Here is a 14,706-nt window from a genome sequence, read left to right as displayed (position 1 = left end):
AATGTATTATTCCGGATCAGTAGACGTGATTTCGTTATTTAAGGCAACGGGCAACGTAAAATCGGGAGGTGTTAATCTGCGGCGTCAAAGGCCAATGTGATATTCGGTCAGAGAAGTCAAATTTTATCCGGGTAAAACACCGGCCCTTTTTAATTACAGGTCGCACACCCGAATACCTGTCCCCGCCGCACAGTCGAGGCACAGAATGTTCAGCTGAAGATGCGTCGGATAAAGCCATCGTTTTTAACCTGCGCCCGTTTATCACAGGAGCCGGCATTCGCGTCTGTTTCAGCCACCGCGTCCCGTAACCGAAAGTAAAAGGCTTGTGGGTTACGGCTAAGGCTTTTTCATCCGTTACCTTCCCTGTTACCTCCCTCACCTGTAACTTGCCCGGATGCACTCTCGCGCATCCGGATTATTACGCGCGGCGCTTAAGACATCGCCGTCCAACGCTTTTTAAGCAGAAAAGCGGAGGCCTTAGGTTTACGGTCTCGGGTAAATACGCCCTTTTTATTTCCCCCTACCCGAATAATGCCCTGCGAGGTGGCGAAGTCGGCAAAGTTCCACACGTGCTCCCCGACGACAAAGGGTAAGCGATCAAAGACCTTATGGTACATCTCAAGGAACGCGCACTGGTACTCTTCAGACCACATTTCGTTATAGACGGAATGAAGGCCCGACAGCGTATCAGTCCCGTATTCGGTGATGATGATGGGCTTTTGATGGCGATCGTGCCAGGCGGTAAGTTCTGCTTCCAGCGTTTTCTCCGCTGCCGTCAGATCGGCGGGATTTTCATACCAGCCGTAATATCGGTTCAGGCAAAGTACGTCAAACAGATCGCTGATCTGGTCTTCATCCAGCGAGGATTTCGTAATATTAACGCAGCAAACCGGACGGCTGGGATCCCGTTGCTTTGTCGCCTCAACCAAAGGTAGAAAATAATTCCGGCTGGCGGGTTCACGTGCGTCCGGCTCATTCGCGATACTCCACATCACCACCGAAGGATGATTTTTATCCCGGTCAATCAGTTCATGTATTGCATCAAGATGCGCCTGCTGCGTGACCTCGTTAAGCGCGTCGGCGCAAAACAGTTTTTCTGGCCGGGCAATGTTGCGAATCATCGGTAGCGAAACGTTAAATCCGACCGCCGGGGTTTCATTAATGACCACGATGCCGTGCTCATCTGCCCAATCGAGCATCTCTTCTGCATAGGGATAATGCGCGGTTCGGTAAGAGTTGGCTCCTGTCCAGGACATCAATGCATGGTCGTGCACCAGCAGCACATTGTCGAAGCCTTTGCCGCGGAGATCGGCATCTTCATGTCGGCCAAATCCCTTGAAGTAAAAGGGCTGGTTATTAATAAGAAAACGGTCGCCCTTCACCTGGACAGTCCGAATCCCCACCGGCAGTTCATAACAGTCGGTTTCGGCATTAACGATCAACCGGTACAGGTAGGCCTTACCGGGCTGCCAGAGCACGGGCCGACTCACCGCCAGACATCCTTCACGTCCCGAACCTTGCGCAACCGGCGTTCCCTCATGATCGATTAACTGACAGGTCACATTACCCGGTGCGTCAATGCGGTAATGCACCGCGCCCGAAAGGAGATCGTCGGTGAAATCCGTATGTACCTCAATGTCCCGAATAAACTCGCGCGGCGTGGTATAAAGCCAGACGTGACGATGAATGCCCGCATAGTTAAAGAAATCGTGGAAATAGTGCTGCTTCAACCGCCCGTCCTGCTCGGCAACCACGCCCGGCGGAATGGTGTGCCACGACAGCTCGTTGTTTACACACACCGTGAGACGTACGACGCGTTTCGTCGCCACCTGGGCGGTAATATCGCATTCGAATGGCGTATAACCGCCCTGGTGGAACAGAATCTGTTCGTCGTCCAGCCATACCGTTCCACGATGCGTGACAGCGTCAAAACGCAGCACCACGCGCTGCTCATGCCAGCGATCGGGAATGCGGACCTCGGTCTGGTACCAGACATCGCCCACATGCGAGCGCACCTCCTCATCGGCGAACTGATCGTTATAGCTTCCGGGAACCGCCACTTTGCGGGCACCGTTGAGACGGCCTTTCCACCACTCATCGGTCAATCCGCGCCTGTCTGCATCACGTTTAAACGTCCATAAACCATCGAGTAATTTAGCTTCACGTGACGCCGTTTCAATAGGTTTTAACATCTGACCTCCCTTCTGTTCGTTAAAGCGCAAAAAATATTGGTTATTTCAACATAAAGTCGTACTGTATTCCGGCTTTGACATCCCAGTAATAGAGGTTATTACCCAGCGAACTGCCGTCCCTTTTTTCTTTAGCGACATCCGACGCCACATACATTTTCAATCCTGATAGCGGCCCTTCCTGTACGTTATAGAAAACACCGGCGAGAATGCCCCGTCCCTTCATCCGGATGGTTCGTCTTGTATCTTCATAACCGCGGGTAATCAGAGGGGCGAGCATGACGCTCAGGTTTGGCTGAAAGAAATAGTGTGCGCCGGCCTGTAGAGAAAACATATCTTCTTTATTTCTGTCGATACTCAGGGAGTTGGGATAGCCGATATCAGTATCAACATTCGAACCAATGCCGTTCATTGCATGAGTGACAATTCCTGCCGCGCCAAAAAAGCTTATTTTGGGCATGCTGTAGGTAACCTGACCTGAATAAACCTGAGTATTATTGTGATAGCTCTGAGTACGTGATACGCCATTTAACAACGCATGAAACGCCAGCAGTTCGACTTTAATTACGTTTTTATTTTCAAGGGGGAATTTCTTTTCAATCATGGCCTGATACTGAGAAGAAACATCCTCCTGCCACGCGCCGCCAAGAGCATAAAGGCTGTTTTCATCACGCCAGCTGCCGGCCAGAAATGAACGTGCCCGCCGGGTGTCGTAACGACCGGTGGCGGTGTTATAGATCCCTTCATTGCGGACCCCGACTGCCGCATCCGGCCAGAGAAAAACGCGTGTGCGATACATCGCCCACAGATCGATATTGTCGTCTGGCTGATAACGGCCCAGCACGCCTTCCGATAGCGTTGGCATGGTTCGGGTGGATCCAGAGGCAATCAGTGGAATGCGATATGGCAAACTGCCATAGCCGTTATCAGTACCGAAGCGACCTATTTTAAGGTGGATATTATCCTGAGGTTTTAACTTTACTGCCCCCGTCACCAGGCCAAAGCTGTCGTGGTCGGCAAGATAGCCGCGTGTACTCCATTGTTCTTTGGCACCAAGCTTATAAACATAATAAGCTCCGGCTTCGATACCAATTAAAGCTGAATAATAGTGCGAGTTTGCATCAATCATGGCGCCCTGAACCCAGCCATAAATATTTTCTTCGTAATTACCTGCACTGAGTCGATCGGCGCGACGAAAATCATTTTTCAGTCGAATGCGTAACGCATCTTCATCATCGTTAATGTCTGCGGCCTGGAGTAAGGGTGAAGTGAATGCCAATAGTAATAACGCTATTGTGAGTTTTTTAGTTTTCATAATCATTTTCTTTTTAGAGAGCAGAGGTAGGGTTATGTTATTAATTAAATTATATCGGCAGGTTACTCCCGTTTATTTTTCTGTTCTGTTTACACCGGGCAGCCTCAGCAGACAACCACCCTCAGAATCTTATTTATCAGGCAAAATGTGCGTACGCATTAAACCGGTTTGCCTGCGCCCTCTTTTTCCAGCATATAAGACGCTGTATATGCCCTTTTGAAAAAGGGATACCAGACAATTATCTGCACCGCGACCAGCGCAACCTGTAATACCGCAATCTTCCAGCTGCCTTCCATAATGCCGCTTAAGATAATGGGCATGCCCGTGATTGGTGTAATCCCGGCAACGCGAGGCACAAGACCGATATAGGTTGCTACATAGGCAATGACCAGGCTGATGGCGTTCATAAAGATAAAGGGAATAGCAAAACGGAAGTTAAATACCATCGGTGTGCCAAACACCAGGGGTTCACTGATGCCAAACAGCGCGGGAACCGTAGTGAGTTTGCCCAGGGTTTTATATTGCTGGCTTCGGGCAAAAAACAGCATGAGTAACGTCAGACCAATCGCACTGGCCGACATGGTATAGGTGCTGACAAAGGCCCGCCCGGTGATGTTCGGCAATGACTCACCGGCAGAGTACGCGGCCAGTTGCATTGCATCCATCGCGGTAAAAATTGGCAGCACGACGGAGTAGATGACCATGGTGCCGTGGATCCCGACAAACCACAGCAGCTGCGCCAGCGTCCAGAGCAGAATGATGGAGACAATATTTCCTCCCATGCCCTGAAGCGGAATTTGCAGGAAGGTATAGATAAACTGATGCATGTTTTTGAACGGCGTGGCCGTAAAAATGACCGACACGGCAGCAAACAAAATTAATGAGACGAAACCAGGGATCAGGCTACTAAAACTGCTGGACACCACCGGCGGCACGCTGGCAGGCATCTTAATAGTAAACCCTCTTTGTTTAATAAAAACGTAGACCCGGGTTGAAAGCAAGCTGACCACAATGGCGGTAAATATGCCCGTTCCACCTAACCATTGCATAGGAATAATGGGCATGCCGGTTTCGGCGAAGGCCACCGGCGTCACGATGAAGAAGTTCAGCAACGCCAGGATTCCACAGAATAACGCATCTTCGTCATGTTGCCTGGCATAACTTCCCGCTATCGCGACCCCGAATATCACAGCAAGGAAGTTGGTGGTGAACATAATGATCGTTTTCAGTGCGGTGGCAATCCCTACACTGGCAATAAAGGCGCTATAGGCCGGAACGGGTAAATTCAGGAACAATGCGGCAAATGCACCCAGTATCGTTATCGGCATGGCACTCATCATGCCGCCTGTAATGCCGTTTACCAGTTTACTGCTCTGAATGGTATTAACTACAGGATTAATTTTATTGGTTATCGTCTTTCGGTCAAATTTAGGCATAATGATCCCCTGCCAAATTTATTTGGCTATGCACCTGATGTTTTATTCGTGGTTTACTTTAATAAAGCGAGCGCGTCTGCCAGGACTTTTTCACCATTCATCATTCCGTAGTCCACCATATCGACCACGGCGACGCTAATGCCCTGAGGTTCATACTTTTCGCGCAGGTCATCTTCCAGATAGGATATTTGTGGCCCGAGAAGAAGTACGTCTGTCTTTCCGTTATGCGTTTTGAATTTTTCTTCTGGCATCGCAACAATGCTCACGTCGATTTGACGCTGTTTGGCACTTTGCTGCATTTTTGCCATCAACATAGAGGTGGACATTCCAGCCGCGCAAACTAATGTGATGTAGATCATATGTATTTCCTTATCGCTATTTATTGTGGATGAGTTTATACATTTCAATCATTTCGATGGCGATATCTCGTGTTGTCATCGCACTGATTAAATGATCCTGACCGTGGACCATAATAAGTGAAACGGCACAGGGGTTCTCTTCACGAGCCTCCGCCTGAATCATTTCCGTCTGAAAATGGTGAGCCTTTTGTAAAAATTCACTGGCTTCTTTTATCCGCAATTCTGCCATTTCAAAATCGCCCAATCTGGCCGCTTTCATGGCCTGCATGGCTTTACTTTTCGCGCTGCCGCCGTTGACAACTAACTCAGTGATAATATCCTCAAGACTAATTTCCATCACGTTACCGCTCCGTTTTCTGATGATTTACGTTCATCTTAATCCTCACCCTTTTCTCTCTCCAGCGGGAAATTTACCATATTGAACATGGTAAATTTTGCCTGTCGCTTACAGCGCGTCACTTCCTTTAAGCAGATCCATGATGACGTCAAAGGTTGGGTTATTAAGCAGTTGTTGTATCGCGGCAGAATCAAACAGCAACTTTGTTGTCAGTTGATAAAAATGGCCGACGTCGCTGTCTTCATCGGCAGAAATCGAGACAAGGAATACCACCTGTACATCGTTGTGGCCCCACCATACCGGGCGCTCTAATATTCCGATGGCGACAAAGCTATTTGGCGTCATCACCTGGAAGGGATGCGGAATGGCCACAAGATTACCAAAGTCGGTTTGCCCTAATGCTTCCCTTTTCATCACCGCATCATAAAAGCCGGCGGGCAGCGGAAAGGTTTTTTCCGTGTGCTGGCACAATATCCTCAGCACCTCTTCTTTTGTAGATGCGCTGATATTGGTCAAAAAAAGTTCGGGCCGATAGTATTTATATAAAAAAACATGATTATTGCTTTCAAATACTTCACTGCAGGTTGCGATATCTTTGCTTTCAAGAAACTGTGTGACTTCGAAGACGGGCACTGGCACCTCTGTATTCACGGGAACCGTAGTGAAAATGTAATCAATGTTCTTGCCGGCAAAGTCAAAGCTCCCCAGTTCCCAGGCGGTACATTCATAAATGTGCTCTACATAGTTTCCAAACGCCTGTCTGTATTTATACATGAATAACTGCGTTGTGCCTTTTCCCGACGCACATACGATGATGATATTTTTCTTCTCTATTTTTTTATCTTTTTTCATCCGCGCCAGTTCAAAGATGATGGCAAAATAAGCAATTTCATCGTCAGGAATCCGGGTGGCATAATGTTCAGACAGTGCAATACAGGCTGTGGCCGCCAGAGTATAGGCAAAGGCATATTCTTTTTTAATTTCATGCAGCAGTGGATTACTGAGTGGAATGTCGAACTGCATGCGAATGTCCAGCGGAACCAGATGTTGATTTAACGACATGCGCAGCTCAAGGTTATCCATGAAATCGATGTTGAAACTCTTGAGCAGAATTTCCAGCATTCGCCCGGTCAACTCGTCGATCTTGCGCGAGATAACGATATTGACGCCGGATTTTTTACCTGGTGTGGAAGAGAGCTTGGCGCCCATGTGCAGGGCAATATAAGAAAATTCGTTTTGATTCAACGGGAGGCTTAGCGCTTCCTCAACCTGTTGCACGATCAGCCCTGTCGCCTCAATAACCTCAGGCTTGACCAACATGCCTATTCTTTGGTGATCGATGGAAACGGCATGACCGTGCTTTGTTCGGTACACCGCAATAAAAACATGTGAAACCAGATTTTCCAGTGAGACTTCGGAGATGCTTAAGCCACAGCGGTGCAGCACGGATAAAACAATTTTACCGATTATCTTCAATCCCTGCTCTTTCTCCCCCTCTACATTCATAAAATGATTAAACCGGATAAGGTTATTGGCTATACAAGTACGTTTATCAAATTCATTTCCCTGAACTGCAATACCATAGTTAGGCCGACGGTCGAGTATGAGTTGATGCAGATGAAGGATGTCCTCGACTTTTTTCAGGTCCGCAGTCATCGTATTGCGGGAAACGTAACAGGTTTCACACAGGTCATCTAATTTAATATAGTTCTCGCGGCTCAGCAGATTAGCCAGAATAAAAATCACTCTTTCATTTGAATTGGTCGGCCGCTGTGCGTTGCTGCCTTTTTCCAGCGAGGTTGTCAGGCTTTGAAAGTCTTCCTGGTTATAAACCACCAGCTGATAGCCCATGCTGGATTTGGAATGTATTGAGGCACCGCGCGAAGTCAGGATGTCATTTAACGCTTTTAACCGGGTCCGCACCGTTTTTTCACTCACATTCAGCCGACCCGCCAAATCGCGTGCTGTATGAAAATCCTGGTCAAGCATTTCATTAAAAAGGACCGATAATTTACTGTACATACCATCCCCTTTATAATAATTATCTGCATCCTGATAACTTTATCATTGCCGATTTACCAACTCCACCCAGGTGGTCACCATTTGAATCTGGTAAGCAATTGGGTTAAAAGCCTTTTTATTAGATGCGAGTCACACATTTGCTATGCGTGTAGCAAAACATGACATCGGTGAAGCCTGTTGCTCACGCCTGTCATTATGCGGATTCAGCCTGAATCCCGGCGACAAACACCCGGACAGAATTCAGCCCGAACACGCGAATTTGGCGTATGCTTTAATTTTGACGGACACAGAGGTTATTGTCGGAGAAGTGATAATCAGGATATTTAACCGTTCTATCTCATTATTTTTACTACGGCCGTAACCCAATCAAGTCCGTTTATTAAACAATTAAAAGAAAATAGTGGTTAAATATCGAATGCGTGCGATTTCAAATTAAAAGTCGCGTATTTCAGTCACGTACGGATACCTGTTGACGAAACTGCCAGGATTTTTTGCGCCACCGCTCCGCTGGCAACGTGCATTACTATCCTGGCGGCTATTCGCTGACAGGCACCCTTAGTCGCGCAGGGTAAGCTTATTCCTGCGCCTCGGGATTTATTACATGGCTTCGGTCACCGTCGAAAAAGCGCACCACGTTTTCGAACGCGGTGCCGAAATACAGGCTGTAGCTGTCCTTCTCGACATAGCCGATGTGCGGCGTGCAGAGCACGTTGGGCAGTGATAACAGCGGATGCGCGGGATCGTATACCGGCTCCTGCTCATAAACGTCCAGAGCGGCAAAACCCGGGCGGCCCTGGCGCAGCGCACTCAGCAGCGCATCTGCGGCCACCAGCTCAGCCCGGCTGGTGTTGACGAACAATGCATCGGGCTTCATCTGCACCAGATCGTCGCGCGTGATATTGCCCTCGGTTGCTGCCACTAAGCGCTGATGAACGGTTATCACGTCGCTGGAGGCAAAAAAAACCTCACGGCTGGCAGGCACTATCACTCCCTCCTGCTGCGCTTCCTGCCTGGCGCGATCGCTGCCCCAGACCTGCACCCGCATACCAAATGCCTTTGCATAAGCCGCAATCCGCTTGCCAATTTTACCGTAGCCCAGGATCCCCAGCGTCTGGTTACTCACGCCCTGCCCCAGCTCTGCCTGCCAGTGACCGGCGCGCATGGCGTTAACGGCCTGAACGAACTTTCTGCGGGCTGCCATAATCAGCAGCCACGTCAGTTCAGCCGGTGCAACGGGCGAGCCGACGCCCTCGACAATTGCCACACCCGCCCGTGAGCAGGCCGCAATATCGATATTGCGGGCGACCTTACCGGTCTGGCTGATAAGCTTTAGTTGCGGCGTGCGCTGTAAAAAGGCCTCGTCAATGGTGGTGCGCTCACGGATCAGGATCAAGGCCTGAGCCGTCGCCAGCGCCTGTTCTGCATCAGGATCCAGGCTGATATCCCCAACAGCGGTACAGGTAAATTGGGGATGGCATTGCAGGCAGTCGAGGCCTGCCGTGGCCTGATGATAATCGTCGGGAATACAAACCTGTATCGTCATGGGATCGCGCGCCTTAAGAATGGAGTTGGCTTGTTACCGTCGGCTGAATAACCGCCCTACATCATTAAAACAGCCTCTCGGTTACGTCAATGTCCTTGTGCAGGATGCGCGCCATGCCGCCCGAGGCAGTGCGAAGTGTGCGCCGGACGATGTCATTCGCACCTCAGCGCTTGTTCACCCTTTCCCCGTCACTTATCTCGCTCTAAAACATCGCAAAAAAAGTCGAATAAAAATCCGCATACGCACGTTCACTCATCATAAACCTGAAGGAGAGAACGAAAGCCATGATTCACACACAACCCAAGAAACCCCGACAGCGCTACGACGGAATGACCCTGGCGCTGCACTGGATTACCGCGGCCAGCGTCATCTTTTTGTTTGCCAGTGCGCACATCTGGGAATGGCTGGAGCGCGGAACACCGCTCCGGAAAGGCTTACAGTCAGTGCATATTTCCTGCGGGATCGTGCTGGCGCTGGTCATGGTGATCCGTCCGGTCTGGCGGCTAATGAGCCAACGTTCGCCGCGTTACGCGATGCCCGCTGCCGCCGTTTCACGTCCGGCGAAATTCCTTTCTCACTGCGTTCACGGTGCGCTCTATCTGCTGCTGTTCACGCAAATTGTGCTGGGCTTTATGTTTCGCTGGGCGCAGCAGGAACCCTTTGGCTTTTTTGGCCTGTTCGATCTGAGCGGATGGGTGCATGTCGATCCTCTGCTCAAACATGCTCTGGGTGAATTACACAACAATGTCGCCTGGGCGCTGATTATTCTGGCCGCGTTCCATGCTCTGGCCGCCCTGTTCCATCACTATTTTCTCCGCGATAACGTGCTGCGCCGCATGCTGCCCGTTCGCCTCTTTCGTTAACTGGAGCACTACCATGAAAAACACCGCTTCACTGCTGCGTACCCCAGGCCGTAAGCTGCTGGTTCCGGCCCTGCTTTTCGTTATCCACGTCGCCCCGGCACTGGCCGCAGGCGATGACAGCACCAACAGTAAAATTCCGGACTGTCCGCGCGGGCAGGTTTACGACAGCAAGACCAAACAGTGTGTTCCCGACAAAACGGCGCGCCTGAGTGACGAAGACAAGACAAACTATGCCTATCATCTGGCGAAGAAAGGCGACTATCAGGCCGCGCTTACCCTGCTGGATAGTCTGAAACAGCCCGACACCGCAGAAGCCTGGAATTACCGGGGTTATGCCACCCGAAAACTCGGGCGTACCGACGAAGGGATCGGGTATTATCAACGCTCGCTGGCGCTTAACCCGCGCTATGCGAAAGTGCGCGAATACCTGGGCGAAGCGTGGCTGATTAAGGGCCGTCCCGACCTGGCAAAAGCGCAGTTGAAAACCATCGCCAGCCTGTGCGGTACAGGATGCGAAGAGTATCGTGATTTGCAGGCCGCCATTAATGGTCATCCGGAATCCTGATACCTACGATGAGGACAGTCACATCACGACCAGCGAAGTTCGCCAGCAGCTTGCTGCCCATCTGACGCGCCTGTGGCGCTACGGGCTGGTGCTGTCCCGAAACCACGACGTTGCTGAAGAACTCGTGCAGTCTACATGCGTACGCGCGCTCGAAAAGAGCGCGCAGTTTACGCCGGGTACCCGGATAGATCGCTGGCTGTTCTCGATCCTTCACTCTATCTGGATTTCCGACCTGCGCGCCCGCCGCGTGCGGTTAGGACAGGGCTTTGTTGAAAGTGAGGAACTGCTGGCGCCTGACACGCGGGAACGTGATGATGAACGCCTGCATTTTCAGAAAATCATGCAGCGCGTCAGCGCATTGCCAGAAGCCCAGCGCAATACCGTCTTTCTCGTCTATGTTGAAGGATTTACCTATCAGGAAGCCGCAGAGACGCTGGCCGTACCCATCGGCACCATTATGAGCCGGCTGGCAACCGCGCGTTTGGCGCTGGCAAAATCGTTCGATGCTCAGGCTTCTGCGCAGGAGAAACGCTCATGAACACGCTACGCTTTGCGCCCCCCTTCAGCGACGAAGCGCTGGTGGCCTGGCTGGATGGCGAAATGAACCCTGATGACGCACGCAGGCTCGAATTACTGCTGGAAACCGATGCTGAACTGGCTGAACGCATCGATGAACTGATGAAAAGCCAGCTCGACTTTGACACGGCCTTTGCGCCCTTACTGGATAAGGCCCCGGAAGCAAAAATGCAGCGCCGGCTCGACGCGTTGTTAAACGCGCCAGCGCAGGCACCCGCCGCCGATGTTGTCGCTACCGAGACATCGGGCATTAGCCGTCGTTCGCTGATTGCAGCCTCGCTGAGTTTTCTGATGATCGGTTCAGGCCTCGGCTACCTCGCCCGCCCGGCTAAAACCAGGCTGAGCGAGAGCGAGAAGATTCGCGATCTCGAAGCCCAGTACATGTCGCTTTACAGCGCAGAAACGCTGCTGGATGCGGATAACTCCCCTGCCGCGTTACAGCATGGCCTGGCCCGCACCGCGCAGGATATTGGCCTGCATCTCAATACGCAGCAGCTTTCCCTGCCGGATGCAGAGCTGAAGATGGTGCGCATGTTGCGCTATGACAGCACATCTATCGCGCAAATTGCGTGGATCCATGCGGAATATGGCCCGATGGCGCTATGCATTTCGCCGGACGCCCAGCCTGCCTCAACCGGGCTTCAGCGCGAACAGCGCCATGATATGCGCCTGGTCTGGTGGCACCACGGCGGCTATCAGTTTGTCCTGATTGGCCGCAACCCGGACGAAGCACTGGCAAGCAGCGCCAGCGCCCTGAAAAACGCCCTTAGCGCTTAACGGCGTGGGGCGCTTTCAAGGCACATGACTGGCCTCTGCCTGAATATCAATCTTGATCGTCACCGTATCATCCACCAACGCGGTGAAGCGATCCATATGGTAGGCCGAGCGGGAAATCGTGGTCATGGCATGTAGCACGATCCGTTCATCGCGTTGCGCCGTGCGGTCGTGCTCTTCCATCGTGGCTTCCAGAATGACCGGTCGCTGAACGTCTTTTACCGACAATGAGCCAAAAATCCTGAAATTGCCGTTGCCCTGCGCCACGATCCGGCTGCTGGTAAAGACGATATTGGGATAACGGGGAGCATCAAAAAACATGCTGCTTTTTAACTGATACGTCAGCAGGTTGTTGGACGCGATAAGCGTGGTGACCGGAATAGTGACCTTCACAAGATTATCCATTTCATTTGCCGGATTCAGCGCAACCTCGCCGGTTACGCCCGTTAATTTCGCATGCGAAATACCGCCAAATGCGTGCCATGACAGCCCTATCGCGGTGTCAGGTGTGGAAATCGTGTAGTAAAGTGAAGCCGCGTGGGATAACGGATTCAGCAGCAGCCCAGCAACCAGAACAGATACAGCGCGCGTCATAACGGGATTCTCCAGTAAACAGACAACGCATTAACGCGCCAGGTAGCAACTTTATTCGATTAATACTTACAGTTATATAACATTTGAACGGATGTGGATCCCGCCTCATCGCTTTGATGTGGAAGCGGGTAGCTTGTGCGGCTCAGACAGACTCGGGATGCCGAGTGCAGATGATGTTTTGCGGGTGCGGCCTGATGACCGGCATTCTGCTTGTAGCGTTCTGGAAAACGGTTTTGTCTGCTGTCAGCCTTGAAATAAGACTGTCTGCTTCTGGCACAAAGCAGATCAGCATGTCGGGTCCGCAATAAGTGACAAGCAGACAATCACCGTTTTTTACACTAGATAACGGCTTGTACCTGGTCGCGTATTGTTCAACAGGGAGCAGGTAACCTGTACGGCTGTCGCTGTGGATGGCTCATAACGACATGATTCAGACCGCTCTCAGTTGTGCTTTTCCTTAACAAATCCCATCGCACTTACCGTGAAGCAATAAAGCAACAATTTTAGATAGTTAGGTGCTCAATTTTTGAAACCAGCAGGTAATGTCATGATCTTAAGTGCTAATCACGTCGGTTTTTCAGTCAAAAATATTCAAGACGCATTATTCGTCTGGACCCATATTCTTGGAGGGAAGTTATTACGCGAAGGGAAAATGTCTGGACCCATTATTGATGAAGTCACAGGCGCAAGGGGAGCGGATGTACAAATGGCTTTGCTTGAAGTGGCTGGTATGAACATTGAATTACTGCAATACAATAACATTGAACAGCCAGAAGCGCCTTCAGCACCCTATATCCCAGGCTACGCGCACCTGGCGTTTATGGTTAAGGATCTTGATACGCTCCTGAGCAAAGTATCGGACTATGGCTGGAAGACGCCAGGAAAACCCCAGACAGTCTCATCAGGCCCCATGCAGGGAACCAGAGTCATATATTTACAAAGCCCTGATGGTCAGACGCTTGAGTTGATGGAACGCAATCAATGAAGTCTACATGTCATGATCCACTACCTTCTTATCAGAGCGGTGATGTTTGCAACGTCCGCTTGGTGGCACAGAGCGGACTGACCTGCTCCCTGTAAACTAACCTACCATGATGCAAGCAGCGTCCGCTCCTGGCACAGAGCGGACAGGCTAATTGAGCTAAGGTCCGCTATGAGCGAGAAGCGGACGTTAAAACGTGCTGGATCAGTAGAGCACCATACTTAATCAGTTACGGGCTATTGAGTTTATGAAAGTGAACGGACATAAAATCTATAAATGCGCTGATTTTGGGCTGGGAATGTTTTGCTGAAGGCCAGAGAATCCCCACTGAGCCAGCGGGTAATGCAGTCTTCTCCAGCACCTGCCTGAGTAACCTCTGCTGCAATTGTTTTTTTATGCTAAGCGAAGGAAGCATGGCAATACCTTTCCCCCTGACGGCCAGATCAATCAGGAATGCGGATTTCGATGATATAAGCGTTGCGGGTGCATGCGTGTATTCATCATCAACAGAGCGGAACCATGGAGCGAGCCTTCCTGTATGGGAAAGACGCTGCCTGAGACAATGATGATATTCAAGTTCATGAATCTCCGTCGGCTCATTCATGGTCTGAAGATATTCAGGAGAAGCAACGTACATCCAATTGAAGTCATTCAGTTTGCGGTATTTCAGCCTGCTGTCGACGGGTGCGCCTGTACGAATGACCGCGTCAAATCCCTCCCCAATGATGTCTACAAATCTGTCGCTGAAATCAATGTCCAGCTGTATGTCGGGAAACGCTTCAGTGAAAGCAAAGAGAGATTCTGTAAAAAGCTCAGACGCGTCAGGCAGGCCGACCTTAAGAAGGCCTGCCGGGCTGTGTTTCCCCTGATTCAGTTCTGCTTCAGCCGCTTCCAGTTCTGACATGACGTGACGACAGCGTTCGAGAAAGAGACGCCCTTTCTCGGTGATTGTCACAGAGCGGGTTGAACGTATAAAAAGCTGAACTGCAAGTTGCTCTTCCAGTCTTTGAATTGATTTCGCAACGGCTGACGGCGTCAGCCCCATAGATTGTGCGGCAAGTTTGAAGCTTTGCTTTTCTGCAACCTTTATGACGGCCCTGAATGCGGTAACACCTTCTGTTGTAATAGACATAGGAGACTATTTGTCCTCA

The 14,706-nt window shown here is 50.7% G+C and carries 14 protein-coding genes; 5 read left to right on the top strand and 9 right to left on the bottom strand.

Features of this window, described 5'->3' with window-relative positions:
- Positions 1-431: 431 nt before the first annotated feature.
- The 7 genes from uidA to ACPXSQ_RS04355 form a co-directional block, all read right to left on the bottom strand.
- On the bottom strand, positions 432-2,192 hold the full coding sequence (uidA, locus tag ACPXSQ_RS04385; protein ID WP_426142911.1) for a beta-glucuronidase: 1,761 nt from the start codon (positions 2,190-2,192) through the stop codon (positions 432-434).
- A gap of 40 nt (positions 2,193-2,232) precedes the next feature.
- Positions 2,233-3,504 (bottom strand): glucuronide uptake porin UidC, encoded by a 1,272-nt coding sequence (gene uidC, locus ACPXSQ_RS04380; RefSeq protein WP_426142909.1) that lies wholly within the window; start codon positions 3,502-3,504, stop codon positions 2,233-2,235.
- A gap of 158 nt (positions 3,505-3,662) precedes the next feature.
- Complete coding sequence (locus ACPXSQ_RS04375; protein WP_426142906.1) at positions 3,663-4,940, bottom strand: PTS sugar transporter subunit IIC; 1,278 nt, start codon at positions 4,938-4,940, stop codon at positions 3,663-3,665.
- A 53-nt stretch (positions 4,941-4,993) separates the two neighbouring features.
- Positions 4,994-5,299, bottom strand: a complete 306-nt coding sequence (locus tag ACPXSQ_RS04370; RefSeq protein WP_019105804.1) for a PTS sugar transporter subunit IIB — start codon at positions 5,297-5,299, stop codon at positions 4,994-4,996.
- Between the two features lie 16 nt (positions 5,300-5,315).
- On the bottom strand, positions 5,316-5,636 hold the full coding sequence (locus ACPXSQ_RS04365; protein ID WP_014606042.1) for a PTS lactose/cellobiose transporter subunit IIA: 321 nt from the start codon (positions 5,634-5,636) through the stop codon (positions 5,316-5,318).
- Positions 5,637-5,744: 108 nt separating this feature from the next.
- Positions 5,745-7,658: a BglG family transcription antiterminator gene (locus ACPXSQ_RS04360; RefSeq protein ID WP_014606043.1), complete on the bottom strand. Its 1,914-nt coding sequence runs from the start codon at positions 7,656-7,658 to the stop codon at positions 5,745-5,747.
- Between the two features lie 574 nt (positions 7,659-8,232).
- Positions 8,233-9,201 (bottom strand): D-2-hydroxyacid dehydrogenase family protein, encoded by a 969-nt coding sequence (locus tag ACPXSQ_RS04355; RefSeq protein WP_029569900.1) that lies wholly within the window; start codon positions 9,199-9,201, stop codon positions 8,233-8,235.
- A gap of 284 nt (positions 9,202-9,485) precedes the next feature.
- On the opposite strand from ACPXSQ_RS04355, the gene ACPXSQ_RS04350 reads away from it, so the two are divergent.
- Genes ACPXSQ_RS04350 through ACPXSQ_RS04335 form a run of 4 tightly spaced genes read left to right on the top strand, consistent with a single transcriptional unit; the run spans position 9,486 to position 11,982 of the window.
- A complete protein-coding gene (locus ACPXSQ_RS04350) occupies positions 9,486-10,064 on the top strand; it encodes a cytochrome b (protein WP_013025489.1) in 579 nt (192 codons plus the stop codon).
- A 13-nt stretch (positions 10,065-10,077) separates the two neighbouring features.
- Positions 10,078-10,629 carry a tetratricopeptide repeat protein gene (locus ACPXSQ_RS04345; RefSeq protein ID WP_014593536.1) on the top strand — a complete coding sequence of 184 codons (552 nt, stop codon included), beginning with the start codon at positions 10,078-10,080 and terminating at the stop codon, positions 10,627-10,629.
- Entirely contained in the window at positions 10,610-11,167 is a 558-nt protein-coding gene (locus ACPXSQ_RS04340) for a sigma-70 family RNA polymerase sigma factor (RefSeq protein WP_128392161.1), read from the top strand. The genes ACPXSQ_RS04345 and ACPXSQ_RS04340 overlap by 20 nt, the downstream gene beginning before the upstream one ends.
- Complete coding sequence (locus tag ACPXSQ_RS04335; RefSeq protein ID WP_128392162.1) at positions 11,164-11,982, top strand: anti-sigma factor family protein; 819 nt, start codon at positions 11,164-11,166, stop codon at positions 11,980-11,982. Before ACPXSQ_RS04340 ends, ACPXSQ_RS04335 begins: the two co-directional genes overlap by 4 nt.
- A 15-nt stretch (positions 11,983-11,997) precedes the next feature.
- Here the strand turns inward: ACPXSQ_RS04335 and ACPXSQ_RS04330 are convergent, their stop codons facing one another.
- Positions 11,998-12,573 (bottom strand): YceI family protein, encoded by a 576-nt coding sequence (locus ACPXSQ_RS04330; protein WP_019105806.1) that lies wholly within the window; start codon positions 12,571-12,573, stop codon positions 11,998-12,000.
- Between the two features lie 547 nt (positions 12,574-13,120).
- Here ACPXSQ_RS04330 and ACPXSQ_RS04325 point away from each other — a divergent pair.
- Positions 13,121-13,558: a VOC family protein gene (locus tag ACPXSQ_RS04325; RefSeq protein WP_028715032.1), complete on the top strand. Its 438-nt coding sequence runs from the start codon at positions 13,121-13,123 to the stop codon at positions 13,556-13,558.
- Positions 13,559-13,784: 226 nt separating this feature from the next.
- Here ACPXSQ_RS04325 and ACPXSQ_RS04320 read toward each other — a convergent pair whose 3' ends face one another.
- Positions 13,785-14,687 (bottom strand): LysR substrate-binding domain-containing protein, encoded by a 903-nt coding sequence (locus ACPXSQ_RS04320; RefSeq protein ID WP_042677371.1) that lies wholly within the window; start codon positions 14,685-14,687, stop codon positions 13,785-13,787.
- Positions 14,688-14,706: the final 19 nt, after the last annotated feature.

The organism is Pantoea sp. EEL5, from assembly GCF_049892805.1.
Taxonomy (GTDB): Bacteria; Pseudomonadota; Gammaproteobacteria; order Enterobacterales; family Enterobacteriaceae; genus Pantoea; species Pantoea ananatis.
The sequence above is the reverse complement of the archived record's forward strand: the minus strand, read 5'-3'. Positions and strand labels throughout refer to the sequence as shown.